Raw genomic sequence first — 24,826 nt, 5'->3', positions numbered from 1 at the left:
CACATGAGCAGAAAATATTTTGGCACCGACGGCATCCGCGGTCGTGTCGGGGAATACCCCATTACGCCTGACTTCATGCTCAAGCTGGGCTGGGCCGCCGGCATGGCCTTCCGCAAGATGGGCGCCTGCCGCGTACTGGTCGGCAAGGACACGCGCATCTCCGGCTACATGTTCGAATCGGCCCTGGAAGCCGGCCTGTCGGCCGCTGGCGCCGACGTGATGCTGCTGGGCCCGATGCCGACCCCGGCCATCGCCTACCTGACCCGCACCTTCCACGCCGAAGCCGGCATCGTCATCAGTGCCTCGCACAACCCCCATGACGACAACGGCATCAAGTTCTTCTCGGGCCAGGGCACCAAGCTGCCGGACGAGATCGAGCTGATGATCGAGGAGCTGCTGGACGCGCCGATGACCGTCGCCGAGTCGAGCAAGCTGGGCAAGGTGTCGCGCATCAACGACGCGGCCGGCCGCTACATCGAGTTCTGCAAGAGCAGCGTGCCCACCAGCACCGACTTCGCCGGCCTGAAGCTGGTGATCGACTGCGCCCACGGTGCCACCTACAAGGTTGCCCCCAACGTGTTCCGCGAGCTGGGCGCCCAGGTCACCGTGCTGTCGGCAGCGCCTGACGGCCTGAACATCAACGACAACTGCGGCTCCACCCACATGGAGGCCCTGCAGGCTGCCGTGCTGGTCGGCCACGCCGACCTGGGCATCGCCTTCGACGGTGACGGCGACCGCGTGCTGATGGTCGACCACACGGGCGCCATCGTCGACGGCGACGAGCTGCTGTTCATCATCGCCCGCGACCTGCACGAGCGCGGCAAGCTGCACGGCGGCGTGGTCGGCACGCTGATGAGCAACCTGGGCCTGGAGTTGGCCCTGGAAGAGCTGTCGATTCCGTTCACCCGCGCCAACGTCGGCGACCGCTACGTGATGGCCGAGCTCAAAGAGCGTGAATGGCAACTGGGTGGCGAGAACTCCGGCCACATCGTCTGCTGCCAGCACACCACCACGGGTGACGCGATCATTGCCGCGCTGCAGGTGCTGTTATCGCTCAAACGTCGTGACGAAACCCTGGCCCACGCCCGCCATGGCCTGCGCAAGTGCCCGCAGGTGCTGCTCAACGTGCGCTTCGCCGGTGGCGACGTGAACCCCATCGAGCACCCTTCGGTACAGCAGGCGTGCGAGCGTGTGACCCAGGCCATGGCCGGTCGCGGGCGCGTGTTGCTGCGCAAATCCGGCACCGAGCCGCTGGTGCGGGTGATGGTCGAAGGCGACGACGAAAAGACCGTGCACGGCTATGCCGAAGAGCTCGCGAAGGTCGTTAGTGAAGTTTGCGCTTGATACGGCTTGCCAGTAGTCGCTTCGTTGGGTAACATCTGCGCCCACTTTGACCGACGAGGTACAGCATGCGTCGCCCTATGGTAGCTGGTAACTGGAAAATGCACGGTACCCGCGCCAGCGTCGCTGAGCTGCTCAAGGGCCTTGTAGATGAGGCCCTGCCTGGCGGTGTTGATGTGGTGGTATTTCCACCCGCCCTGCACGTCGAACGAGTGATCGACGGCCTGCAAGGTGCATCGATTGAAGTAGGTGCGCAGAACTGCGCAACGCAAACCGGGCAAGGCGCCCTGACCGGCGAGGTTTCGTCGACTCAGTTGGCTGATGCCGGTTGCAAGCTTGTGTTGATCGGTCACTCCGAACGCCGCCAGATCATCGGCGAGCAGGACGAAGTGCTGGTTCGCAAGTTCGAGGCGGCTCAGGCAGGTGGCTTGGTTCCGGTGCTCTGCATCGGCGAGACCCTGGCAGAGCGCGAAGCCGGCAAGACCCTGGAAGTGGTAGGGCGCCAGCTGAGCAGTGTCATCGACGCCCTGGGCATCGGTGCCTTCGCCAACGCAGTGATCGCTTATGAGCCTGTATGGGCCATCGGCACTGGTCTGACGGCAACGCCAGAGCAGGCGCAGGATGTGCACGCAGCCATTCGTGCTCAACTGGCAACAGAGAATTCTGAAGTCGCGCAAGGTGTGCGGCTTCTATACGGCGGCAGCGTGAAGGCGGCCAATGCGGCTGAGCTGTTCGGCATGCCGGATATCGATGGGGGGCTCATTGGTGGAGCCTCCTTGAATGCAGATGAGTTCGGTGCGATCTGTCGCGCCGCGGGAAACTGAGAAGATGCTGGAAACAGTCGTAGTCGTGTTTCATCTGCTGGCTGCCCTGGGTGTAGTTGCCCTGGTTTTGCTGCAGCAGGGTAAAGGTGCGGACGCTGGCGCGTCTTTCGGAGCAGGTGCATCAAATACTGTGTTCGGAAGCCAAGGTTCCTCTACCTTTCTTAGTAAGTTTACTGCTATACTTGCCGCAGGTTTCTTCATAACCAGCTTGGGGTTAGGATACTTTGCTAAAGAGAAGGCTCACCAGCTGACTCAAGTAGGGTTACCCACTCCGGCCGCAGTTGAAGCGCCAAAGCAAAAGCCGGCCTCAGATGATGTACCGGTGCTTCAAGAGCAAAAGACTGATGTGAATTCCACTGACGTACCTCCCGCTCAAGAGCAGAAGTAAAAAGGTTTCAAACGTAGTATTGCCGAGGTGGTGGAATTGGTAGACACGCAACCTTGAGGTGGTTGTGCCCATAGGGTGTAGGGGTTCGAGTCCCCTTCTCGGTACCATTTATTCAGGAGAGCCCGCAACAGCGGGCTTTCTTGTCGGTGGAAGTGTGCGATTGACCCAAAAGGGTATCAGACGTATACTTTTGCCCCAGCTTTGTCGCGGGATGGAGCAGTCTGGTAGCTCGTCGGGCTCATAACCCGAAGGTCGTTGGTTCAAATCCAGCTCCCGCAACCAGTTTTACTGGAGCCCCTTTTACAGGGGCTTTTTGTTAGCTGAAAAGATCATAGCGCCGGTATTCAACGGCGTTTCAGGGATGGGCGCTTCGCCCATTTTTTATTTGCATAAGCATGCACGAGGGGGTTCAGGTGTCGAGCAAGCTAGAACAGTTGCAGGCCTTGCTGGCCCCGGTGGTCGTGGCCCTAGGCTATGAATGCTGGGGTATCGAGTTCTCGGCTCAAGGCCGTCACTCAATGTTGCGCATTTATATCGACAAAGAAGGCGGTGTGCTGGTGGATGACTGCGCCATTGTCAGTCGTCAGGTCAGCGGGGTGCTTGATGTTGAAGACCCTATCGCTGTCGAGTACACCCTTGAAGTCTCTTCTCCTGGCATGGAACGCCCGCTGTTCACCCTTGAACAGTTCGCCAAGTATGCCGGGGACCAAGTGAAGATCAAGCTGCGCTCTCCCTTTGAAGGGCGTCGCAACTTTCAGGGCCTTCTCCGCGGGGTGGAGGAGCAGGACGTCGTGGTGCAGGTTGATGACCATGAGTTCCTGCTGCCGATCGATATGATCGACAAGGCCAACATTATTCCCAGTTTTGACTGAGACGTGCCAGATACTGCGGATCCCGCGGATCCAATGGCTTGCGAAAGGCGAGGCGTACGATGAGCAAAGAAGTACTGCTGGTTGTTGAGTCGGTATCCAACGAAAAGGGTGTACCGGCCGGCGTAATATTCGAAGCGCTGGAGATTGCTCTGGCAACCGCTACCAAGAAGCGCTTCGAAGATGAAGTGGACCTGCGTGTGGAAATCAACCGCCACACCGGTGCCTATGAAACTTTCCGTCGCTGGGCAGTGGTCGAGGATGAAGACCTGGACGACCCGGCGATCGAGCTGGCCGTTGACCAGGCCCAGGCCAAGAAGCCGGGCGCCGTCGCCGGTGACGTGATCGAAGAGAAGATCGAGTCGATCGAATTCGGTCGCATTGCAGCACAGACTGCCAAGCAGGTGATCGTCCAGAAAGTTCGTGAAGCAGAGCGCGCCCAAGTGGTTGACGCCTATCGCGAGCGCCTGGGCGAGATCATCTCCGGTACTGTTAAGAAGGTTACCCGTGACAACGTCATCGTGGACCTTGGCAACAATGCCGAAGCCCTGCTGGCCCGCGAGGACATCATTTCTCGCGAAACTTTCCGGGTAGGTGTGCGCCTGCGCGCCCTGCTCAAGGAAATCCGCACCGAGAACCGCGGTCCGCAGCTGATCCTGTCGCGTACAGCGCCGGAAATGCTGATCGAACTGTTCCGCATCGAAGTGCCGGAAATTGCCGAAGGCCTGATCGAAGTGATGGCTGCGTCCCGTGACCCGGGTTCGCGCGCCAAGATTGCGGTCCGCTCCAAGGACAAACGCATCGACCCACAAGGTGCCTGCATCGGTATGCGCGGTTCGCGCGTCCAGGCGGTATCGGGTGAATTGGGCGGTGAGCGTGTGGATATCGTCCTGTGGGATGACAACCCTGCGCAGTTCGTGATCAACGCGATGTCCCCAGCTGAAGTGGCGGCGATCATTGTCGACGAGGATGCCCATGCAATGGACATCGCTGTCGGCGCTGACAATCTGGCTCAGGCCATTGGTCGTGGTGGTCAGAACGTACGTTTGGCCAGCCAGCTGACTGGCTGGACCCTGAACGTGATGACCGAATCGGACATCCAGGCTAAGCAGCAAGCAGAAACCGGCGACATCCTGCGCAACTTCATCGACGAGCTGGAAGTCGACGAAGAGCTGGCACAGGTGCTGGTTGATGAAGGCTTCACCAGCCTGGAAGAGATTGCCTACGTACCGTTGGAAGAAATGCTCAACATCGACGGCTTTGACGAGGACATCGTCAACGAGCTTCGCGCTCGTGCCAAGGATCGCCTGTTGACCAAAGCCATCGCTACAGAGGAAAAGCTGGCAGACGCCCATCCGGCCGAAGACCTGCTCTCGCTTGAGGGTATGGACAAGGATTTGGCGATGGAACTGGCGGTGCGCGGCGTAATTACCCGCGAAGACCTGGCCGAGCAGTCTATTGATGATCTGCTCGACATCGACGGCATTGACGATGATCGTGCCGGCAAGTTGATCATGGCCGCCCGAGCCCACTGGTTCGAGTAAGTAGGCGCGGCCTGAGGAGAGAAGTGCATGACGCAAGTCACGGTGAAAGAACTGGCCACAGAGGTCGCCGCACCGGTAGAGCGCCTGTTACAGCAGATGCGTGAGGCAGGTCTGCCGCACACCGACGCCGGACAAGTTGTGACCGATAATGAGAAGCAGGCTCTGCTGGCTCATTTGAAAAGCAGCCACAAGGCTAAAGCGGAAGAACCACGCAAGATCACCTTGCAGCGCAAGACCACCAGCACCCTGCGTGTGGCTGGCAGCAAGAGCATCAGCGTAGAAGTACGCAAGAAGAAAGTATTCGTGCAGCGCAGCCCTGAAGAAATTCAGGCCGAGCAGAAGCGCGAGCTGGAAGAGCGCCGTGCAGCCGAGAACGCTGCGCGTCAGAAAGCCGAACAGGAAGCTGCCCGTCAGCGTGCCGAAGAAGAAGCACGCCGTCCTGCCGCGCCTGCGTCGGCTGCTGCCCCGGCACCTGCCGTGGAAGCGCCTGCCGCCGCTGCCGATGTAGCCGTTGCCCCTGCGCCGGTTGCCGACCGCAAGAAAGACGAGCCGCGTCGCCCGGACAAACCGCGCAACGACGACAGCCGCCGCAACGATGGCGAGCGCAAGAACGCGCCGCATCGTGCTTCGGTCAAGGAAAAAGAGAAGGCGCCGACTCCACGTGCCGCCCCACGCACCACCGACGAGGAAAGCGATGGCTTCCGTCGTGGCGGTCGTGGCAAGTCCAAGCTCAAGAAGCGCAACGCCCACGGCTTCCAGAATCCTACCGGTCCTGTGATTCGTGACGTGCAGATTGGCGAGACCATCACTGTCGGCGACCTGGCCGCGCAGATGTCGGTGAAAGCTGCCGAAGTCATCAAGTTCATGTTCAAGCTGGGTACCCCGGCCACCATCAACCAGGTACTGGACCAGGAAACTGCCCAGCTGGTTGCTGAAGAACTGGGCCACAAGGTGACCCTGGTCAGCGACACTGCCCTGGAAGACTCCCTGGCCGAATCGCTGAAGTTCGAAGGTGAGGCGTTCTCCCGTGCCCCAGTCGTGACCGTAATGGGCCACGTTGACCACGGTAAGACCTCGCTGCTGGACTACATCCGTCGTGCCAAGGTAGCTGCTGGCGAAGCCGGCGGTATCACCCAGCACATCGGTGCGTACCACGTTGAAACCGACCGTGGCATGGTGACCTTCCTCGACACCCCTGGCCACGCCGCGTTTACCGCCATGCGTGCCCGTGGTGCCAAGGCTACCGACATCGTGATCCTGGTCGTTGCTGCCGACGACGGCGTGATGCCGCAGACCATCGAAGCCGTTCAGCACGCCGTTGCTGCTGGCGTGCCGCTGGTTGTCGCAGTGAACAAGATCGACAAGCCGGGTGCAGACCTGGACCGTATCCGCAGCGAGCTGTCGGTACACGGCGTGACCTCGGAAGACTGGGGTGGTGACACTCCATTCGTACCGGTCTCGGCGAAGATGGGTACTGGCGTCGACGAGCTGCTGGAAGCTGTCCTGCTGCAAGCCGAAGTACTGGAACTGAAGGCAACCCCTTCGGCCCCAGGCCGTGGCGTGGTAGTTGAATCGCGCCTGGACAAGGGCCGTGGCCCGGTTGCCACCGTGCTGGTTCAAGACGGTACCCTGCGCCAAGGCGACATGGTACTGGTCGGTTCGAACTACGGCCGTGTACGTGCCATGCTCGACGAGAACGGCAAGCCAATCAAGGAAGCAGGTCCGGCCATTCCGGTCGAGATCCTGGGCCTGGACGGTACCCCGGACGCTGGCGACGAGATGAGCGTGGTTGCCGACGAGAAGAAAGCCCGTGAAGTGGCTCTGTTCCGTCAAGGCAAGTTCCGCGAAGTCAAGCTGGCCCGCGCCCACGCAGGCAAGCTGGAAAACATCTTCGAGAACATGGGCCAGGAAGAGAAGAAGACGCTCAACATCGTCCTCAAATCCGACGTCCGTGGTTCGCTGGAAGCTTTGCAGGGCGCTCTGAACGGCCTGGGCAACGACGAAGTGCAAGTGCGCGTGGTCGGTGGCGGCGTCGGTGGTATCACCGAATCCGATGCCAACCTGGCACTGGCCTCCAATGCAGTACTGTTCGGCTTCAACGTGCGTGCCGATGCCGGCGCGCGCAAGATCGTCGAGCAGGAAGGTCTGGATATGCGTTACTACAACGTGATCTACGACATCATTGAAGACGTCAAGAAAGCCCTGACCGGTATGCTCGGCAGCGACGTTCGCGAGAACATCCTGGGCATCGCCGAAGTGCGTGACGTGTTCCGTTCGCCGAAGTTCGGTGCTATCGCAGGTTGCATGGTCGTCGAAGGTACCGTTTACCGGAACCGTCCGATCCGTGTACTGCGCGAAGACATCGTTATCTTCGAAGGCGAGCTGGAATCGCTGCGTCGCTTCAAGGACGACGCCTCGGAAGTCCGTGCCGGCATGGAATGCGGTATCGGCGTGAAGAGCTACAACGACGTCAAGGTCGGCGACAAGATCGAAGTCTTCGAGAAGGTCCAAGTGGCTCGTACGCTCTAACACGCGAGCTAGAGGAGTGCACCGGGTTCGCCCGGGCACTCTAAACGCAACGCCCGGTCCGGCTCTTCGCCTGGCCGGGCGTTTGCCGCTTCAGTTACAGGTAAGAATTCATGGCAAAAGAATACAGCCGTACCCAGCGCATCGGCGACCAGATGCAACGCGAGCTGGCGCAACTGATCCGCCGTGAGGTCAAGGACCCGCGCGTGGGCCTGGTGACCATCACTGCCGTCGACGTCAGCCGCGACGTGGGCCATGCCAAGGTGTTCATCACCGTCATGGGCCAGGACAGCGCCGAGGACATCAAGCAGACCATCAAGGTGCTGAACTCCGCCGCAGGCTTCCTGCGCGTGCACCTGGGCAAGGAAATGAAGCTGCGCAGCGTGCCGCAACTGCACTTCCACTACGACGAAAGCGTCACCCGTGGTGCCCAGCTTTCCGCGCTGATCGAGCGTGCCGTGGCCGAAGACAGCCAGCACCAGGACGCCGACAGCAAACCAGGCACCGAGGAGTAAGCGGTGGCTCAGGTCAAGCGTATCCGTCGTAACGTCAGCGGCATCATCCTGCTGGACAAGCCGTTGGGCTTCACTTCCAACGCCGCCCTGCAGAAGGTCCGCTGGCTGCTCAATGCCGAGAAGGCCGGCCACACCGGCAGCCTCGACCCCCTGGCCACCGGCGTGCTGCCGCTGTGCTTCGGCGAGGCAACCAAGTTCTCGCAATACCTGCTCGATTCCGACAAGGGCTACGAGACCGTCATGCAGATGGGCCAGACCACCACCACGGCAGACGCCGAGGGTGAGGTTTTGCGCACTCGAGATGTAACCGTTTGTCGCGGCGACATCGAAGCCGTTTTGCCACAATTTCGTGGTGAAATCAGTCAGATACCGCCGATGTACTCCGCCCTCAAGCGTGATGGCCAGCCGCTTTACAAGCTGGCACGTGCAGGGGAAGTAGTGGAGCGCGAAGCGCGTTCTGTTACTATTGACCGGCTGGAATTGCTCGCCTTCGATGAGACCCGCGCACGGTTGTCGGTAGGGTGCTCCAAAGGCACCTACATCCGTACCCTGGTGGAGGACATCGGCGAGCAATTGGGTTGCGGCGCGTACGTTGCAGAACTGCGTCGCACCCAGGCTGGCCCCTTCACGTTGGCCCAGACGGTCACCCTCGAGGAACTCGAGCGCGTGCATGCCGAAGGTGGCAACGAGGCGGTGGACCAGTTCCTGATGCCTTCTGACAGCGGCCTGCTGGATTGGCCCCTGTTGCAGTTCTCCGAGCACAGTGCGTTCTACTGGCTGCACGGGCAACCGGTTCGCGCCCCCGACGCGCCGAAATTCGGCATGGTGCGGGTGCAGGATCACAACGGTCGCTTCATCGGTATCGGTGAAGTGAGCGAAGACGGGCGCATCGCGCCACGTCGACTGATTCGGTCAGAATGACCGAACGAGGGTGGCTGTTAACAGGCACGGTTATCCCTCACTTTTAAATACGAGGATTTGTCCTCGGCCTGTTGGAAAGCCGGTCAAACGGTTTTCCTTAGTAATGGAGATGCCCTCATGGCACTTAACGTTGAAGAAAAAGCAAAGATCGTTGGTGAGTTCCAGCAAGCCGCTGGCGACACTGGTTCGCCAGAAGTGCAAGTTGCACTGCTGACTGCCAACATCAACAAGCTGCAAGGCCACTTCAAGGCCAACGGCAAAGACCACCACTCGCGTCGTGGCCTGATCCGTATGGTTAACCAGCGTCGTAAGCTGCTGGACTACCTGAAGGGCAAAGACACCACTCGTTACAGCGCCCTGATCGGCCGTCTGGGTCTGCGTCGCTAATAGCGGCCCGGGCTTGTGGTGTGCGCGGCGTGTTGCCTCCGTCGAACCCGGCGCCTGGCGCCGGAGCTGACGAACACGCCGTGCGTATCAATGAGGTTGGTTGACTGTCCTGTATCGGCGCCTAGGCGCTGATGCAGGGCAGGCTTCCAGCCTCAAGTTTTATCTGGACTGCCAAAAGGGGCCGATTCCCCTTGCTGCCCAAGAATTTCGCAAGAAACCAGTTCCCCCAGAGCCATTGAAGAAGGTAGGAAACCGTGAACCCGGTAATCAAGAAGTTCCAGTTCGGTCAATCGACCGTAACCCTCGAGACTGGCCGTATTGCCCGTCAAGCCTCCGGCGCCGTGCTGGTCACCGTCGACAACGACGTCACCGTGCTGGTCACCGTGGTAGGTGCCAAGCAAGCTGATCCAGGCAAGGGCTTCTTCCCCCTGTCAGTGCACTACCAGGAAAAGACCTACGCCGCCGGCAAGATCCCTGGTGGTTTCTTCAAGCGTGAAGGCCGTCCTTCCGAGAAAGAGACCCTGACCTCGCGCCTGATCGACCGTCCGATCCGCCCGCTGTTCCCTGAAGGCTTCATGAACGAAGTCCAGGTGGTCTGCACCGTGGTGTCCACCAGCAAGAAGACCGATCCGGACATCGCTGCGATGATCGGTACCTCGGCAGCCCTGGCCATCTCCGGTATTCCGTTCGAAGGCCCGATCGGCGCCGCGCGCGTTGCTTTCCACGAAAGCACCGGCTACCTGCTGAACCCAACCTACGAGCAACTGGCTGCCTCGAGCCTGGACATGGTCGTTGCCGGTACCTCCGACGCCGTGCTGATGGTTGAATCGGAAGCCAAGGAGCTGACCGAAGACCAGATGCTGGGCGCCGTACTGTTCGCCCACGACGAATTCCAGGCGGTCATCAAGGCTGTCAAGGAACTGGCCGCCGAAGCTGCCAAGCCTACCTGGGCCTGGGCTCCTCAAGCCGAAGCCACCGAACTGCTGGGCGCTATCCGTGCCGAGTTCGGCGCTGCCATCTCCGACGCCTACACCATCACCGTCAAGGCCGACCGCTACGCTCGCCTGGGCGAGCTGAAGGACCAGGTCGTTGCCAAGCTGTCCGGTGAAGAAGGCCAGCCTTCTGCCAGCGACGTCAAGGCTGCCTTCGGCGAGATCGAATACCGCACCGTGCGCGAGAACATCGTCAACGGCAAGCCACGTATCGACGGCCGCGACACCAAGACTGTGCGCCCGCTGAACATCGAAGTCGGCGTGCTGCCGAAGACCCACGGTTCGGCCCTGTTCACCCGTGGCGAAACCCAGGCCCTGGTCGTTGCGACCCTGGGTACTGCCCGTGACGCCCAGCTGCTGGACACCCTGGAAGGCGAGAAGAAAGACCCCTTCATGCTGCACTACAACTTCCCTCCGTTCTCGGTGGGCGAGTGTGGTCGCATGGGCGGCGCTGGTCGTCGTGAAATCGGTCACGGCCGCCTGGCTCGTCGTTCGGTACAGGCCATGCTGCCAGCCGCCGACGTGTTCCCGTACACCATCCGCGTGGTATCGGAAATCACCGAGTCCAACGGTTCCAGCTCCATGGCTTCGGTGTGCGGTGCATCCCTGGCCCTGATGGACGCCGGTGTACCGATGAAGGCACCGGTTGCCGGTATCGCCATGGGCCTGGTTAAAGAAGGCGAGAAGTTCGCCATCCTGACCGACATCCTGGGTGACGAAGACCACCTGGGCGACATGGACTTCAAGGTGGCCGGTACTGCCAAGGGCGTTACCGCTCTGCAGATGGACATCAAGATCAACGGCATCACCGAAGAGATCATGGAAATCGCCCTGGGCCAGGCCCTGGAAGCGCGCCTGAACATCCTCGGCCAGATGAACCAGATCATTGGCCAGTCGCGTACCGAGCTGTCGGAAAACGCGCCTACCATGATCGCCATGAAGATCGACACCGACAAGATCCGTGACGTCATCGGTAAAGGCGGCGCCACCATCCGCGCCATCTGCGAAGAGACCAAGGCTTCGATCGACATCGAGGACGACGGCTCGATCAAGATCTTCGGCGAAACCAAGGACGCGGCCGAGGCTGCCAAGCAGCGCGTGCTGTCGATCACTGCCGAGGCCGAGATCGGCAAGATCTACGTGGGCAAGGTCGAGCGTATCGTCGACTTCGGCGCCTTCGTCAACATCCTGCCTGGCAAGGACGGTCTGGTTCACATCTCGATGCTGAGCGACGCTCGCGTAGAGAAAGTGACCGACATCCTGAAAGAAGGCCAGGAAGTTGAAGTACTGGTGCTGGACGTGGACAACCGCGGCCGTATCAAGCTGTCCATCAAGGACGTAGCTGCAGCAAAGGCTTCCGGCGTGTAACTACCCGATAGCAGAAAAGGGCCCTTCGGGGCCCTTTTTTTATGCCCCCAGCTACCCCACGGACCGCCTTTGACCTTGATCCCGTGCGGCCTTTGATCTTGATTGTGTGCCCCATAAAGCGCCAGGGCCGACTGGAGGCGTTGGCCAAGCGGTCCACGGCGTAGCCGGGGAAGACGGAACCGGAGGCGCTTCTATTCCGGGCCGTCGGGCGCTTGGACGACGCCGGAGGGAGGGGACCCGTAGCGAAGCGTAGGGACCAAGCAGGGGCAAGCCTTTTTTGCTTACTTTTTGTGGCGTTTGACAAAAAGTGAGCCGCCGTAAGGGCGGAAAGGTGATTGTGCATCACCCTTGGTATTGGATATGTGCATGGCTTTCGAATCTCGCTTCTGAGGGATTCGGACATATCCATTTTCGCGGTGCGATCACCGACCGTTTCGGCCTTACGCCGACTCACTTTTTGGCAGTCGCCCCAAAAAGTAAGCAAAAAGGGCTTGCCCCTGCTTGGGCCCTCCGCTGCGCTACGGGTCCCCTCCTTCCGGCGCCGCTCAACGGGCAGACGGCACCCGCTATAGAAGCCTGCGGGTTACCGTCTCTTCGGCCTGCGGCCTCGGCCCTTCGGGCAGCCCGTTGAGCGACGCCTCCAGTCGGCCCGGGCGCTTTACGGGGCATACAATCAAGATCAAGAGCCAGATCAAGATCGAAAGCCAGATCAAGATCAAAAGCTAGATCAAGATCAAAAGCTAGATCACAAGCAGATCACAAGCGCATCGTACGCAACGCCTGTGTGTGCCGCGCCCGGCGAGGGATGCCGGGCGCGGCTGGGGGGCGCTGTTACAGGGGGAGGGGGGCTTTGCTGGATTCGTCGTTGATCAGCAGCATGCTTTGCGGCGAAGACAGCGCCACGCCCATCTCGCGCAGCTGGCCAAGGATGGTAAACAGCAAGTCACTGCGCGCGCCCGACACCGAACGCGGGCTGTTCACGTAGCCGCTGGCGCTGATGATCAGGCCGCTGGCGGTCAGGTCCTTGAACGACACCGACGGCGCCGGGGCATCGAGGATCGACTCATGGGCGTTCAGCGCGTTGAGCAGCAGCTCGCGGATTTTCAGCACGTCGGTGTCCAGCGGCAGGGTCAGGGTGATGCCGACCACGCCCAGGGCGTTGCCCATGGTCACGTTGCGCACGTTCTGGGTGATGAACTGCGAGTTCGGCACGATCACCGTGGAACGGTCGGACATCTGGATTTCCGTGGCGCGCACGTTGATGCGGCGAATGTCGCCTTCAACGCCGGCCAGGCTTACCCAGTCGCCTACCTTCACCGGGCGCTCGGTGAGCAGGATCAGGCCGGAGATGAAGTTCTGCACGATCGCCTGCAGGCCGAAACCGATACCTACCGACAGGGCACTGACCACCCACGTGAGGTTGGTGAGGCTGATGCTCAGGGTGGACATCACCATGATCGCCAGCAGCACGTAGCCGATGTAGCCCACCAGGGTCACCAGGGAGGCGCGCATGCCGGCGTCCATGGTGGTTTCCGGCAGCAGGCGCTCGGTGAGCCAGGCCTTGAGGATGCGAATGCCCAGCAGGCCGCCGACCAGCAGGGCCAGGGCCAGCAGGATGTCGCCGGGCAGCACTTTCAGGCCGCCCAGGGGCTTGTCGCCCAGGTCCAGCAGGGTGAAGCTCTCGAGGATCTCGGCGGGGCTGGAGCCCGAGGGCATGAACGCCAGCAGCATGCCGGAGAACAGCAGCAGGGTGCGGCCCACGCCGGCCAGCAGGGTGCTGACCTGGGCCTGGTGGCGTTGCGACAGGCCCAGCGCCGAGGCCAGGGCCAGGCCGCCGGGTTCCTTGGGCGACAGCAGGGTTTCGCACAGGTCGCCGAAGAAGGCGATCAGCAGGTAGGCGCTGGTGGCCACCACGCTGATCCACAGCATCTTCACGGTGAGGAAGTAGGCCAGGGTCAGGTAGCCGGTCACCAGGGCCAGCAGGATCACGCCCACCCAGGCGCCGAGCAGCAGCGGCAGCAGCGCGGGGAAGCCGGTGGGGCGTTCCACCTCGAACTGGTGGTGGCTGCGGTGGTAGCGCACCAGCGCCCAGAACGCGATCAGCGAGACCACCAGGGCGGTCAGGCCGTTGACGGCCACGGTCAGGGCCAGGCTGCTGGCGATCACACTGTTGATGCGTTCCTGGGTGCCGATCAGCATCAGTGCCAGGGCCAGCAGTTTCGGGAACGGGCCCAGGGCGCTGGCGATCTCATCGGCAATGTTGGGCAGGCGCCACGAGGGCCTGCGCAGCATCAGCATGGCGCGGCCCAGGCCGACGATGAAGGCGCAGAAGATCGCCAGGGTCATCATCTGGTCCAGCAGGTTGACCACGTTGGCGCTGAGGTCGGCGTTGCCGGTGATGCCCCAGTGCAGCACCTGCGCCGAGACGCCGATGGTCAGCACGGTGGTCAGCCCCACGCTCAGCGCCAGGGCGCTGCGGCGCAGGCGGCCTTCGGGCAGGAAGCGGGTCATCGACCAGGCCAGCAGGCGCTCCAGCAGGCGGCGGCCGCTGGTCCAGATCAGCACGGCCATGACCAGTGCGCCGAGGAAGAACCAGCGGGCCTGCGGTGCCATGACCGCGGCACTGCCGTTGCCCACGTCCTGGGCCAGGCTGCTCAGGCGACGCACGTCGTCGTCGGTGGGGCGGATCAGATTAGACCAGAAGGTCGGGCTCAGCGGGCTGGCCGAACGGGCGCTGATCTGCGAGTTGAACAGGCCGCGGCGCAGGTTGACGATCTGCGTGGCCAGGTCGCGGGCCGACTGGCTCAGGGCCGTCAGCTGCTTCTCGTCGTCCACCAGCGCGTTGCGCTTGCCGGTCAGGGCCTGGCGCTGGGCGGTGAGGGTGGGCGCCTCGTCCGGCACTAGCGGGCCGATGACCTTGAGCTGGTCGTCCAGGTGCTCGATGCTGACCGAGCGCTGGGTGTTGAGGTCATCCGCCTGCTTCTGCACCTGCAGCGCCGCCTGGCGCAGGGTGGACAGCTGGTCGTCGTTGGCGCTGCCGGTGACCCGTTGGCGAATCAGGTCGAGCTGGTCGTTGAGGGTTTCCAGGGTGGCGCCGTCGGCCAGCGTCGGCAGGGCGGTAGCGGTCTGGGACGGGGCAGCACTGGACTGCGCAAAGGCTGGCAAGGTGGTACAAAGCAGTAGCAGGGTGAGCACCCCGGCGTACCAACGGTTCAGCTTGGCTTGCTGCATTCTCGGTTCTCTTTGTGCGGTGAGCGTGTAAACCGCAGAAGAGTAACAGAAAATTACCGCCCGCCCGGTGAAGGCCGCCGGGCGGGCCTGGCCCCGTTCAGCCGTTGAGCAGGCGCGCGATGCCGAAGGTCATGGCGCTGGCCAGTGCGGTGAGGGTGAAGGCGGTGGCCACCAGCCACTTGATCAGCGTCGATTCCATGCCCGCGAGGTCGGCCTTGGTGGCGCCATGTTTCTCGATCGAGTCGGCCTTGCCTTCCACGCGGGTGAGCTTGTCGCGAATCTCGGGCAAGGTGTGCTCCAGTTGTTCGATGCGCTTTTCCATGCCGTTTCCTCCCGACGGGTTGGAACCTGGGCGGCAGTTGCCCCGGTTGGGTTCACTGCGCTTGAGCGCGGTGGCTGAAGGCGTCTTGAAATGCCGTTTGCAGTCGATGCTTCCGTTCATGCTGATTCATCCTCTTCCAGCGCAGCCCAGGTGCCGAAGGCTGGGTGCAGGTGACAGGAAAAGCTTACGGGGGCAACCGGGCCCTCACAAGCTGGCCGGGAAGAATCAGAAGCGTCCTACGGTGGGTCCTACGGCAGCAAGGCGGGCGCCCCGTGGCCGCTGCCGCCAGGCTGCGCTGGTCCGTACATACGCTGGAGATCCTCAGCGTGGCTCATGGCCAGCGCAGCCTTCGGCAGCGGCTACGGCGGCTTCATCAGCTGGCGCCATTCCTCAACGCAAGCCCCTTCAGTAACGCAAGCTCGCTACCAAACGGGGCGGCTCAAAACGCCCGCAACATCACGTTCAACGCTTCGAAATAAGCCCCCGGCACAACGCGCTCAGCCTCGTCGGGCAGTCGCGCCAGCAGGGCGGTTGCGCGGGCGTGGACCTCGCTGCCGGCGGGCGTGGGGCTGAGTTTTATCCGGCGTCGGTCGGGCTGGTGGTGCAGGCGCTCGAGCCATTGCTTGCGTTCCAGCTGGTCGACCAGGGTGGTCACGCCCGACAGCGAGATGCCCAGCTGCTGGCTCAGGTGCATCGACACGCTGGTCTTGTGCTGCACCAGTTGGTCGAGCAGGTTGAACTGCGAGATCGTCAGCCCAAGGGGGGCCAGGCATTGGCTCAGCGTGCGCTCAAGCGTGCCACGCGCTTGGGTCATGAGCCGGTAGGAATCCAGGTACGCTAATGTCATGCAGGTAACGCCAGTGGTTCGGGACAGGAAAACTTGCCGCGGCAGGGTACGACGACTGGCACTGGAAATTAACGAGGGATCGCTCAAAGCAGCGTTGCGAGGGGCGCAATGATCTGGGGCGCAGGACGCGGCCTGTGGCCGCTGGTACAGAGATTGCGTAGCAGCTGCCGCAGGCTGCGTCCGTGTCAGGTGCAGGACGCGGCCGGCGGCCGCTGCTACGGGGTTACATCAGGCGGGCTTGCGGGTGTACCAGCCGTAGCCGGCGATGGCGGCGTAGCACACTGCCGGTACCGCAAGGGAGAACGACAGGGTGCTGAAGTCGGCCACCAGGCCCGTCAGCGGCGGGACGATGGCGCCGCCGACGATGGCGCAGCAGATCAGCCCCGAACCTTCGGCGGAACGCGCACCCAGGTTGGCGCAGGCAAGCGCGAACAGGGTCGGGAACATCACCGAGTTGAACAGGCCCACCGCCAGGATCGACCAGCCGGCCACGGCGCCGTGGCTGTTGGCCGCCAGCAGGATCAGGCTGATGGAGCAGGCGGCGGCGCAGGCCAGCACCTTGCCCGGGGCGAAGCGGCGCAGCAGCGCGGCGCCGATGAAGCGGCCGACCATGGCGCCACCCCAGTAGTAGGCCACGTGCTTGCCCGCCAGTTCAGCGTTGAAGCCGAAGGTGTTGTCCTGCATCAGGAAGTTGGTCAGCAGGCTGCCGATGGCCACTTCCGCGCCCACGTAGAAGAACAGGCTGGCGGCGCCGAACGCGAAGCGCGGGCGCTTGAGCAGGCTCAGGGCTGCCAGTGGGTTGGTGGCTTCGGGGTTGATGGTCGGCGGCAGTTGCTTGCGCTGCTGCCAGACGATCAGCGCCACGGCCACCAGCGCCAGGGCGATGCCCAGGTAGGTGTGGCTGATGACCTGGGCTTCTTCGGCCAGGAAGGCGATCAGCGCCTGGGGCGACAGGCTGGCCGGGTCGACGGCGTTCAGCGTGCCCAGGATCAGGATGGCGCCCAGGTACGGGGCCACGGTGGTGCCCAGCGAGTTGAAGGCGTGGGCGAAGGTGACGCGGCTGCTGGCGGTGTCGGTCGGGCCCAGCAGGTTGATCAGCGGGTTGGCCACCACTTGCACGATGGTCACGCCGATGGCCAGCACGAACAGCGCACCCAGGAACGCGCCGAACACGCCCACCAGGGCGGCGGGGATGAACATCAGGCAGCCGGCCGCCATGGTCAGCAGGCCGATGACCGCGGCGCGCATGTAACCCACCCGCGCCAGCAGCAGGCCGGCCGGAATCGAGGCAATCACGTAGGCCAGGAAGAACGAGGATTGCACCAGCATGGCCTGGGCGTAGGTCAGGCTGAACAGGCTCTTGAGTTTCGGGATCAGCACGTCATTGAGGCTGGTGATGCTGCCGAAAATGAAAAACAGCGAGAAAACGAAAAAACTCAGGCGCTGGACGTTGCCGGTGGCAAGGGAGTTCAGCTCTGGTTTGGCAGTGGCAGTGCCGGTCATGAAATGGCTCTCGGTCTTATTTATGCTTGGAGGAATGGAAGTACGCCGGAGCGACGTTGCAGAGGAAGGTCATGGTGAATCAGCCAGTGTAGGGGCCGCGGATAATACTATTGTGGTGTCGAAATTCAACCGAATGGTCATGAAAACAGGCACTTGCGTGCAAAGAAGGGCGGGCAGCGCAGCCCTTTGACGGCAGTCGAAGGTTGCGCTGTCCCGTGTTGCAGTAATTGGACTTGATGGTCTATTTTGGCCGCTTTCAAGGAGTCGGCCGGGGGGAGGCTCAGGGCGCGACGTCGGCCTTGAACCATTTCTGCGAGAGTTTCTGCACCGTGCCGTCGGCCAGGGCTTCTGTCAGCGCCGCATCCAGGCGCGCCTTGAGGTCGCCGTCGCTCTTGCGGAAGGCCAGCGCCTCACCCGGGCCCCAGATGGCGCCGCCGATCTTCGGGCCGACCATGTGAACGGCCTGGTTGTCGGGGTTCTGCAGCGCCGAGGCGAAGAAGGTCACGTCGTCGAAGGCGAAATCGATGCGCCCGGCGTTGAGGTCCATCATGTGCTCGCCGGACTTTTTGTAGACGCGCACGGTGGCGACGTCGGCGAAGTTCTTCTCGATGAAGTCGGTGTAGGCGGTGCCCGACTGGATGCCGATGGTCTTGCCTTTCACCAGCGCCTTCAGCGCCTCGATGGTCGGCCGGTCGTGGGCGGCGTCACCGTCCAGCTTGACCACGGTGTCGCTGGGGGCGCTGGCGATCAGCGCCGGGGTGGCGCTGACGAACACGCCCTGGGTGGCGGCGTAGGGGCGGGAGAAGTCGACGATGGCCTGGCGCTCCGGGGTGATGACGATGGCGTCCATCAGCATGTCGAACTTGCCGGTGTTGAGGCCGGCGATCATGCCGTCCCAGTCCTGGGCCTGCAGCTTGCAGTCCAGCTGCACGCGGGCGCAGAGGTTGCTCAGCAGCTCGGGTTCGAAGCCGGCGATTTCGCCGCTGGGCAGGGTGGTGTTCCAGGGCTCGTAGGCGCCCTCGGTGGCGACGCGCACCTGGGTCCATTCCTTGGCGTTGGCCATGGCCGATGTGAGCAGGGCGCCGCCGAGCAGGCAGCAGGTGACAAGGGTACGGGTGTTGCGGCTGATCGCGTTCATGTGTTTCCCCAGAAGTTCGAGTGGTTCGGCAGGGGCAAAAGGTGCTGACGCTGTTGTTATTGTGCTGACGCGCTGGGCTCAGGCGGTGCGGCCGTAGAAGCCCAGTTGTTCCTCGGGGCTGAACAGCACGCCGGGGGTTTCGTAGTAGGAGAACACCGCCACCATGCGCTCGCGGTCGCCGCGCACCGGGGTCACGCGGTGCGCGGTGTGCTTGCCGCGGAACACGTTGAGGGTGCCGGCCTGCAGGGCCAGGGTCTGCACCTGCGGGTCGCGGCCTTCCAGCAGTTCGGCGACGCCGGCGTAGTTGGGGTCATCGGCGCTGCGCAGGTCGGTACGGTACTGGAACTCGCCGCCTTCGGCTGGCGATTGCAGCATCAGCGTGGTGGTGAATTCGGAGCGGTCGAAATGCCAGTTCAGGGTTTCGCCGTGGCGGTAGCTCATCACGTTGACCCGGGCCAGCGGGTCGGCCATCAGGTACAGGTGGGGCTTGTCCATGACCGCCGCCAGGAAGGTCACTAGCGGCGCGTACTCGTACACCTCGCTGACCAGGCTGGCGCGCAGCTGGTCGGCGCACAGGGTGTGGCTGACGGTTTCCACCTGGCGCAGGGCCGGGTGGTCGGCGGGCAGGCCATCGATGGTGGGCTTGAAGTAGATGTTGTGGGTGCGGCTGTGGGTGTGGGATTCACGGTCCATCACCGGCTGGATCTGCTGGGCGGCGTCGCGCACCGCGTCGCTGCGAATGAAGCCTTCCAGGCTGAACATGCCGTGCTGCTGCAACTGCGCGCGGGACTCGTTGACCAGTTTGTGCCAGGCGTCGCTGCCGGGCTGGTGCAGGGGGTAGCGCTGAAGATCAATGATGCTGCTCATGATGGACCTCGCGTTTGACGATGGAGCCACCGTAACCCGAGAAAAACTTAGCAACAACGGCAGAAATTGTTAGGCTTCCCGCAGAAAAACTGGAGGGAATGCCCCATGCGCCTGCCACCGCTGAATGCCCTGCGTACCTTTGAAGTGGCTGCCCGGCTGGGCAGTTTCGTGCTGGCTGGCAGCGAGCTGGGGGTGTCGGCGGCGGCCGTGAGCCTGCAGGTGCGCCACCTGGAGGATTACTTCGGCAAGAAGCTGTTCACCCGCAGCGGCAACCGCCTGGCGCTGACCGATGCCGGCCTTGCGGTGTACCCGCAGACCGCCCGGGCCCTGGGCGAAATCGCCAGCATGACCCTGCGCACCCTGGAGGGCGAGGTGCGCACGCGGCTGATCGTCAGCGTGCCGTTTTCCCTCGCCGAAGGCTGGCTGGCCCCGCGCCTGGCGCGGCTGCTGGAGGTGTACCCGCAGCTGTCGGTAGACGTGCGCGTGGAGGACGACCCGGTGGACCTGGCGCGGCATGACGTGGATATTCGCGTCAGCTACGGCGACTACCATTATCCGGCGTGCAAGGCGGTACCGTTGTTTCACGACCAGGTGGTGCCGGTGTGCACGCCGGAGCTGTGGTACCGCCACGGCAACCCGCAGTTCGACCTGGGCCAGTTGCCCCCCAGCCTGTTCATCCACACCCAGTGGGGCGCCAATTACGCCTCGCACCCTACGTGGAGCGACTGGTTTGCGGCGCGGCAGGTGGAGCGCTCGCCAGACCCGGCGCTGGGGCGCCGGTCGGGGCTGTCGAGCCTGTCGGTGACCCTGGCGCGGCTGGGCATGGGCATTGCGCTGGGGCAGCAGGCCCTGGCCGCGCCGGACCTGGAGGCGGGGCGGTTGATTGCCCTGTCCACGGCGTCGTTGCAGTTGGGGCACCCCTATTGCGCGTTCGTGCCAGGCGGCAAAGAGCAGCGCGCCGACGTCGAACGCATGCTGGCCCTGCTGAAACACCCCCTGTAGCAGCTGCCGCAGGCGGCGTCCTCTCCACGGGGCGTGTCAGGTCCAACGCGTCGCCGATGACGCGGCCTGCGGCCGCTGCTACGGGGCGGCGGCGAAGGCGGTGGCGGCCAACGACTCGCGGGTGATTTCCTTGATCGACTTCGCGCCCGTCAGCACCATCGCCACGCGCATTTCTTTCTCAATCAGGTCCAGCAGGTTGCTCACGCCTGCACCGCCGGCGACGGCCAGCGCATAGATGAACGCGCGGCCCAACAACACTGTATCCGCCCCCAGGGCAATCATCCGCACGATGTCCAGCCCGTTGCGCACCCCCGAGTCCGCCAGGATCGCCAGCTCGCCCTTCACCGCATCGGCAATCGCCGGCAGCGCGCGGGCGCTGGACAGCACGCCGTCCAGTTGGCGACCGCCGTGGTTGGACACCACGATGCCATCGGCGCCGAACGTCACCGCGTCGCGGGCGTCCTGGGGGTCGAGGATGCCCTTGATCACCATCGGCCCCTGCCAGTAGTCACGAATCCACTCCAGGTCCTTCCAGGAAATCGACGGGTCGAAGTTGCTGCCCAGCCAGCCGATGTAGTCGGCAAGGCCGGTGGGGTGGCCGCGGTAGGTGGAGATATTGCCCAGGTCGTGGGGCCGGCCCAGCAACCCCACGTCCCAGGCCCAGGCCGGGTGGGTGACCGCCTGCAGCATGCGCCGCAGCGGCGCGTTGGGGCCGCTCATGCCCGAATGCGCGTCCCGATACCGCGCGCCGGGCACCGGCATGTCGACGGTGAACACCAGCGTGGTAACCCCCGCGGCGCGGGCGCGCTCCAGGGCGTTCTTCATGAAACCGCGGTCCTTGAGCACGTACAGCTGGAACCACATGGGCCGCTTGATGGCCGGCGCCACCTCTTCGATAGGGCACACCGACACCGTCGACAGGGTGAACGGGATGCCCTTGGCATCCGCCGCCTTCGCCGCCTGCACCTCACCGCGCCGGGCGAACATGCCGCACAGGCCGATGGGCGCCAGCGCCGCTGGCAGGCTCAAGGTCTCGCCGAACAACTGGGTCTCCAGGCTCAGCTCGGCCATGTTGCGCAGCACTCGCTGGCGCAGGGCGATATTGGCCAGGTCGTCGACGTTGCGCCGCAGGGTATGCTCGGCGTAGGCGCCGCCGTCGAGGTAATGGAACAGGAAAGGCGGCAGTTTGGCTTGCGCCGCAGCGCGGTAGTCGGTGGCAGCCGAAATAATCATGAGCGAAGGGGTTCTCCTTGAGGGCGCAATGCGCAGGCCATGCACGTCGCACACTGTAGCAGCAACTGTCTTGAAACCGCGCTGCCTGCATCGCGACTAAAGTCGGCTCCTACGCCGTCCGTGGTAGGAGCCGGCCTTGGCCGCGATGCAAACGACGCGATCGACAAGATACACGCGTTCCCGTAGCAGCGGCCGCAGGCCGCGTCATGGCAACACCGCAGGGCCCATGACGCCGCCTGGCGGCAGCTGCTACGAAAGGTGGGGTGGCGCTTAAGAGGCGGATGCCCGTTCACGTTGCAGGATCAGCTCCACCAAGCCGAACATTTGGCTGCCGTCTTCTATCACCATGTAGGCTGCATTGCACACGCCCGCGCAGGCGGCAAGGTCAGGCAGGGCACAGGGTGGCAGTTGTGCGCAGGTTGGCGAACCGGTCCATCCCAACCCGGCAGATCCGAAGATCTCCCACGCACAACCGCCATAGCAAAATATCACAACCCCTAAACAGGTCGTGATGGATTCGAGGCGCAGCAGCGCAAGGTGCCGCGGCAACCTTTGTAGCAGCGGCCGCAGGCCGCGTCATAGGAGCACCGCAGGGCCCAGGACGCCGCCTGGCGGCAGCTGCTACGGGGATTCATAAGCGGGGGCTTATCAATGATGTACCCTTTAGTGAATGGATTGCCCATTCATTTGCGTTCATCGTGCAGGCCTGTCCGATGACGCGAAGTCCTTATGCCCACGCACGCCCTCCACACACCGCAAGCCGCCGCCAAGGCCTTTTCCTGCTACGTCTTCGATGCCCAGGGCAGGGTGCTGATTACCCGCCGCGCGCTGGGCAAGCGCGAGTGGCCGGGGGTGTGGAGCAACTCGCTGCATGGCCACGCCCAGCCAGGCGAGGCGCTGGACCAGGCGCTGCTGCGCAGGTCGGCCTGCGAGCTGGGCATTGCGGTGGAGCAGGTGGAGCTGTTGATGGACGACTTCAGCCAGCCGGCGGATCCTGCATGCGCAGGCGTCGAGGTGTTCCGCGCGGTGACCCGCGATGCACCGCTGCCAGCGCCTGACGAGGTCATGGAGTGGCAATGGGTGAAGGCCGAGACGGTGCTAAGCAGCGCCAGCGCCACGCCGTTCCTGTACAGCCCGTGGATGGTTGCGCAGCTGGAAGCCATTCTGGTGCGGGGCCTGTACCTGCGCTGGCGCGGCAACGCCATCAAGCGCAGCAACGGCCGCTTTCCGTACCGCTGGTAGACCGCTCAGCGCTCGATGTAACGGCGCTGGATGCGCGCCAGCTCGCCCGACTGACGCAACTGTTCCAGGGCGCGGCCCCACGCCGCCACCAGCCTGTCATCGGAGTCCTGGCTGAAAGCGATGTAGAGTGATGAGCGATACAGCTCCACGGGAATCTGCCGCAAGGTGCCCGGGGCAATGTGCAGCACCTGGCTGTAGTAGGCGACGCCCGCCGCGGTGTCGCCGATGATGATGCCAGTACGGCCGGCCAGCAGCATGCGGTACAGCTGCAGGTTACTGGCGGCGCTCTTGTCGAGGTTGCCGAAACCCTGCGCCTCCAGCTGTTCAGGCACCAGCCCGGCCTGCCGGGTGGTGATCTGCGGGGCGTGCAGCAGCTGCTCGCGGGAGTCGAGTTGCTGGGGCGCGCTGGCCAGCTGGTAGGGGTAGATCGACTCTTCGACGATAGGCCCGACCCATTTGTACAGCGGCTCGCGCGCGGCAGTGCGGAACAGCGAAAACATGATGGTCCGGGGGCGGGTCTGCAGGGCATGGGTGCTGCGCATGCTGGGCAGTAGCTGCACCTGGAAGTCATCCCCGGTCAGCGCCATGATCGCCCGGACCACGTCGGTGGTCATGCCGGTGAGCTGATTGTTTTCCAGGTAGTTGTACGGGGCCCACTCTTCGGTGACCACCCGGTAAGGCTCGGCGGCGGCGACCTTGCCAAGTGGGCCCAGCAACAGACAGAGCAACGCGGTGATGAGTGTCGTCGATTTCACGTGTCCTGCCCGGTCGGCTGTACGGGGGAAGCAGCCCCAGTATAGACCGAGGCGCCCCGGTCACCGCTAGGGGTTCACAAACTGCTGGTAGTTGGCCTTGGTAATCAGCTGGTAGGGGATGGTCAGCTCCGCCTGGTAGGGTTCCTTGCGCACCATCTTCAGCGCCAGGTCGATGGAGCCATAAGCCTGGCCCTTGTTGTCCTGGTACACGGTCACGCTCAGGTCGTCCTTCTTGATCGCCTCGAGGCCCGCAGGGCCGCCGTCGCTGCCGCCCACCAGGATGTCCTTGCCCGGCTGCAGGCCGGCCTGGCGGATGGCCATGGCGGCGCCAATGGCCATCTCGTCGGCGTTGGCGGCCACGGCGTCGATCTGCTTGCCCGAGACGATCCAGTTGTTCATCAGGTCCATGGCCTTGCTGCGCTGCCAGTCGGCGGTCTGCTCTTCCACCACGTGAATATTGGGGTAGTCCTTGAGCACGCTTTTCACCCCGCGGGTGCGGTTGTGGGTGGCGTCGTTGGACAGCAGCCCGAGCATGATCGCCAGGTTACCCTTGCCACCCATCTTGTCGGCCAGGTAGCGCATCTGCATTTCCCCGGCCTTCACTTCGTCCGAGCCCACGTAGCCCACGCCCACTGGCAACTGCGGGGTTTCCGGGCGGCGGTTGACGTACACCAGCGGGATGTGGGCCTTTTGCGCGTCTTCGGTGATTTTCGCGGTGGCGGCGGTGTCCACCGGGTTGACGATGATGGCGTCCATGCCCTGGGCGGTGAAGCTCAGCACCTGGTTGAGCTGGCGCACCACGTCGCCCTGGGCGTCTTCGAACTGCAAGGTCACGCCCTGCAGCTGTTTGCCGTGGGCGGCCATGTAGTCGCGCATCTGCGCCAGGAATACATCGTCGACCTGGGCGATGCTGATGCCGATGCGCACATCGGCCATGGCCAGGGGGGACAGTAGGGCGCTGAACAGCACGGCGAGCATTTGTTTTTTCATGGGTAGATCCGCTTTATCGTT

At 63.3% G+C, this 24,826-nt stretch carries 21 protein-coding genes and 2 tRNA genes; 14 read left to right on the top strand and 9 right to left on the bottom strand.

Annotation, left to right across the window (positions count from 1 at the left end; translation table 11 throughout):
- Positions 1-3: 3 nt before the first annotated feature.
- From glmM to pnp, 12 genes are all read left to right on the top strand, one after another.
- Positions 4-1,344, top strand: a complete 1,341-nt coding sequence (glmM, locus tag AC0Z2B_RS18070) for a phosphoglucosamine mutase (protein WP_473005337.1) — start codon at positions 4-6, stop codon at positions 1,342-1,344.
- Between the two features lie 65 nt (positions 1,345-1,409).
- Positions 1,410-2,165 (top strand): triose-phosphate isomerase, encoded by a 756-nt coding sequence (tpiA, locus tag AC0Z2B_RS18065; protein WP_416422404.1) that lies wholly within the window; start codon positions 1,410-1,412, stop codon positions 2,163-2,165.
- A 4-nt stretch (positions 2,166-2,169) separates the two neighbouring features.
- The gene (gene secG / locus AC0Z2B_RS18060) at positions 2,170-2,553 is read left to right on the top strand and encodes a preprotein translocase subunit SecG (protein WP_416422405.1); all 384 of its coding nucleotides are present in this window, start codon (positions 2,170-2,172) and stop codon (positions 2,551-2,553) included.
- Positions 2,554-2,574: 21 nt separating this feature from the next.
- A tRNA-Leu gene (locus AC0Z2B_RS18055) sits at positions 2,575-2,660 on the top strand.
- 98 nt (positions 2,661-2,758) lie between these two features.
- A tRNA-Met gene (locus AC0Z2B_RS18050) sits at positions 2,759-2,835 on the top strand.
- Between the two features lie 131 nt (positions 2,836-2,966).
- Positions 2,967-3,425, top strand: coding sequence for a ribosome maturation factor RimP (gene rimP / locus AC0Z2B_RS18045; protein WP_027981879.1), 459 nt, complete (start codon positions 2,967-2,969; stop codon positions 3,423-3,425).
- A gap of 59 nt (positions 3,426-3,484) precedes the next feature.
- A complete protein-coding gene (gene nusA / locus AC0Z2B_RS18040) occupies positions 3,485-4,966 on the top strand; it encodes a transcription termination factor NusA (protein ID WP_027981880.1) in 1,482 nt (493 codons plus the stop codon).
- Between the two features lie 27 nt (positions 4,967-4,993).
- Positions 4,994-7,495, top strand: a complete 2,502-nt coding sequence (gene infB / locus AC0Z2B_RS18035; protein WP_476298465.1) for a translation initiation factor IF-2 — start codon at positions 4,994-4,996, stop codon at positions 7,493-7,495.
- A 110-nt stretch (positions 7,496-7,605) separates the two neighbouring features.
- The gene (rbfA, locus tag AC0Z2B_RS18030) at positions 7,606-8,007 is read left to right on the top strand and encodes a 30S ribosome-binding factor RbfA (protein ID WP_416422407.1); all 402 of its coding nucleotides are present in this window, start codon (positions 7,606-7,608) and stop codon (positions 8,005-8,007) included.
- A gap of 3 nt (positions 8,008-8,010) precedes the next feature.
- On the top strand, positions 8,011-8,928 hold the full coding sequence (gene truB, locus AC0Z2B_RS18025) for a tRNA pseudouridine(55) synthase TruB (protein ID WP_416422408.1): 918 nt from the start codon (positions 8,011-8,013) through the stop codon (positions 8,926-8,928).
- Positions 8,929-9,045: 117 nt separating this feature from the next.
- Positions 9,046-9,315, top strand: a complete 270-nt coding sequence (gene rpsO / locus AC0Z2B_RS18020) for a 30S ribosomal protein S15 (protein WP_158157548.1) — start codon at positions 9,046-9,048, stop codon at positions 9,313-9,315.
- A gap of 254 nt (positions 9,316-9,569) precedes the next feature.
- Positions 9,570-11,675, top strand: coding sequence for a polyribonucleotide nucleotidyltransferase (gene pnp, locus AC0Z2B_RS18015; RefSeq protein WP_416422409.1), 2,106 nt, complete (start codon positions 9,570-9,572; stop codon positions 11,673-11,675).
- Positions 11,676-12,506: 831 nt separating this feature from the next.
- Here the strand turns inward: pnp and AC0Z2B_RS18010 are convergent.
- The 6 genes from AC0Z2B_RS18010 to AC0Z2B_RS17985 all read right to left on the bottom strand — a co-directional run bounded on the left by AC0Z2B_RS18010 (position 12,507) and on the right by AC0Z2B_RS17985 (position 19,583).
- Complete coding sequence (locus AC0Z2B_RS18010) at positions 12,507-14,906, bottom strand: DUF3772 domain-containing protein (RefSeq protein ID WP_476298463.1); 2,400 nt, start codon at positions 14,904-14,906, stop codon at positions 12,507-12,509.
- Between the two features lie 97 nt (positions 14,907-15,003).
- On the bottom strand, positions 15,004-15,348 hold the full coding sequence (locus AC0Z2B_RS18005; RefSeq protein WP_476298461.1) for a hypothetical protein: 345 nt from the start codon (positions 15,346-15,348) through the stop codon (positions 15,004-15,006).
- A 319-nt stretch (positions 15,349-15,667) separates the two neighbouring features.
- Positions 15,668-16,042 carry a MarR family winged helix-turn-helix transcriptional regulator gene (locus tag AC0Z2B_RS18000; RefSeq protein WP_476298459.1) on the bottom strand — a complete coding sequence of 125 codons (375 nt, stop codon included), beginning with the start codon at positions 16,040-16,042 and terminating at the stop codon, positions 15,668-15,670.
- A gap of 261 nt (positions 16,043-16,303) precedes the next feature.
- Positions 16,304-17,578 carry a sugar MFS transporter gene (locus AC0Z2B_RS17995; RefSeq protein ID WP_416424076.1) on the bottom strand — a complete coding sequence of 425 codons (1,275 nt, stop codon included), beginning with the start codon at positions 17,576-17,578 and terminating at the stop codon, positions 16,304-16,306.
- Between the two features lie 280 nt (positions 17,579-17,858).
- Positions 17,859-18,716: a transporter substrate-binding domain-containing protein gene (locus AC0Z2B_RS17990; RefSeq protein WP_476298457.1), complete on the bottom strand. Its 858-nt coding sequence runs from the start codon at positions 18,714-18,716 to the stop codon at positions 17,859-17,861.
- Between the two features lie 78 nt (positions 18,717-18,794).
- A complete protein-coding gene (locus tag AC0Z2B_RS17985; RefSeq protein WP_476298455.1) occupies positions 18,795-19,583 on the bottom strand; it encodes a HalD/BesD family halogenase in 789 nt (262 codons plus the stop codon).
- Between the two features lie 105 nt (positions 19,584-19,688).
- Between AC0Z2B_RS17985 and AC0Z2B_RS17980 the strand changes: the two genes are divergently transcribed.
- The gene (locus tag AC0Z2B_RS17980; RefSeq protein WP_476298453.1) at positions 19,689-20,585 is read left to right on the top strand and encodes a LysR substrate-binding domain-containing protein; all 897 of its coding nucleotides are present in this window, start codon (positions 19,689-19,691) and stop codon (positions 20,583-20,585) included.
- Positions 20,586-20,663: 78 nt separating this feature from the next.
- Here AC0Z2B_RS17980 and lldD read toward each other — a convergent pair whose 3' ends face one another.
- Complete coding sequence (gene lldD, locus AC0Z2B_RS17975; RefSeq protein WP_476298451.1) at positions 20,664-21,818, bottom strand: FMN-dependent L-lactate dehydrogenase LldD; 1,155 nt, start codon at positions 21,816-21,818, stop codon at positions 20,664-20,666.
- 729 nt (positions 21,819-22,547) lie between these two features.
- On the opposite strand from lldD, the gene idi reads away from it, so the two are divergent.
- Positions 22,548-23,060: an isopentenyl-diphosphate Delta-isomerase gene (gene idi, locus AC0Z2B_RS17970; RefSeq protein ID WP_476298449.1), complete on the top strand. Its 513-nt coding sequence runs from the start codon at positions 22,548-22,550 to the stop codon at positions 23,058-23,060.
- A 5-nt stretch (positions 23,061-23,065) separates the two neighbouring features.
- On the opposite strand, the gene AC0Z2B_RS17965 is transcribed toward idi, so the two are convergent.
- A complete protein-coding gene (locus tag AC0Z2B_RS17965; RefSeq protein ID WP_416424083.1) occupies positions 23,066-23,815 on the bottom strand; it encodes a substrate-binding periplasmic protein in 750 nt (249 codons plus the stop codon).
- 66 nt (positions 23,816-23,881) lie between these two features.
- Entirely contained in the window at positions 23,882-24,805 is a 924-nt protein-coding gene (locus AC0Z2B_RS17960; protein WP_473006556.1) for a substrate-binding domain-containing protein, read from the bottom strand.
- Positions 24,806-24,826: the final 21 nt, after the last annotated feature.

Source organism: Pseudomonas sp. GYB4201, assembly GCF_056312595.1.
The sequence above is the reverse complement of the archived record's forward strand: the minus strand, read 5'-3'. Positions and strand labels throughout refer to the sequence as shown.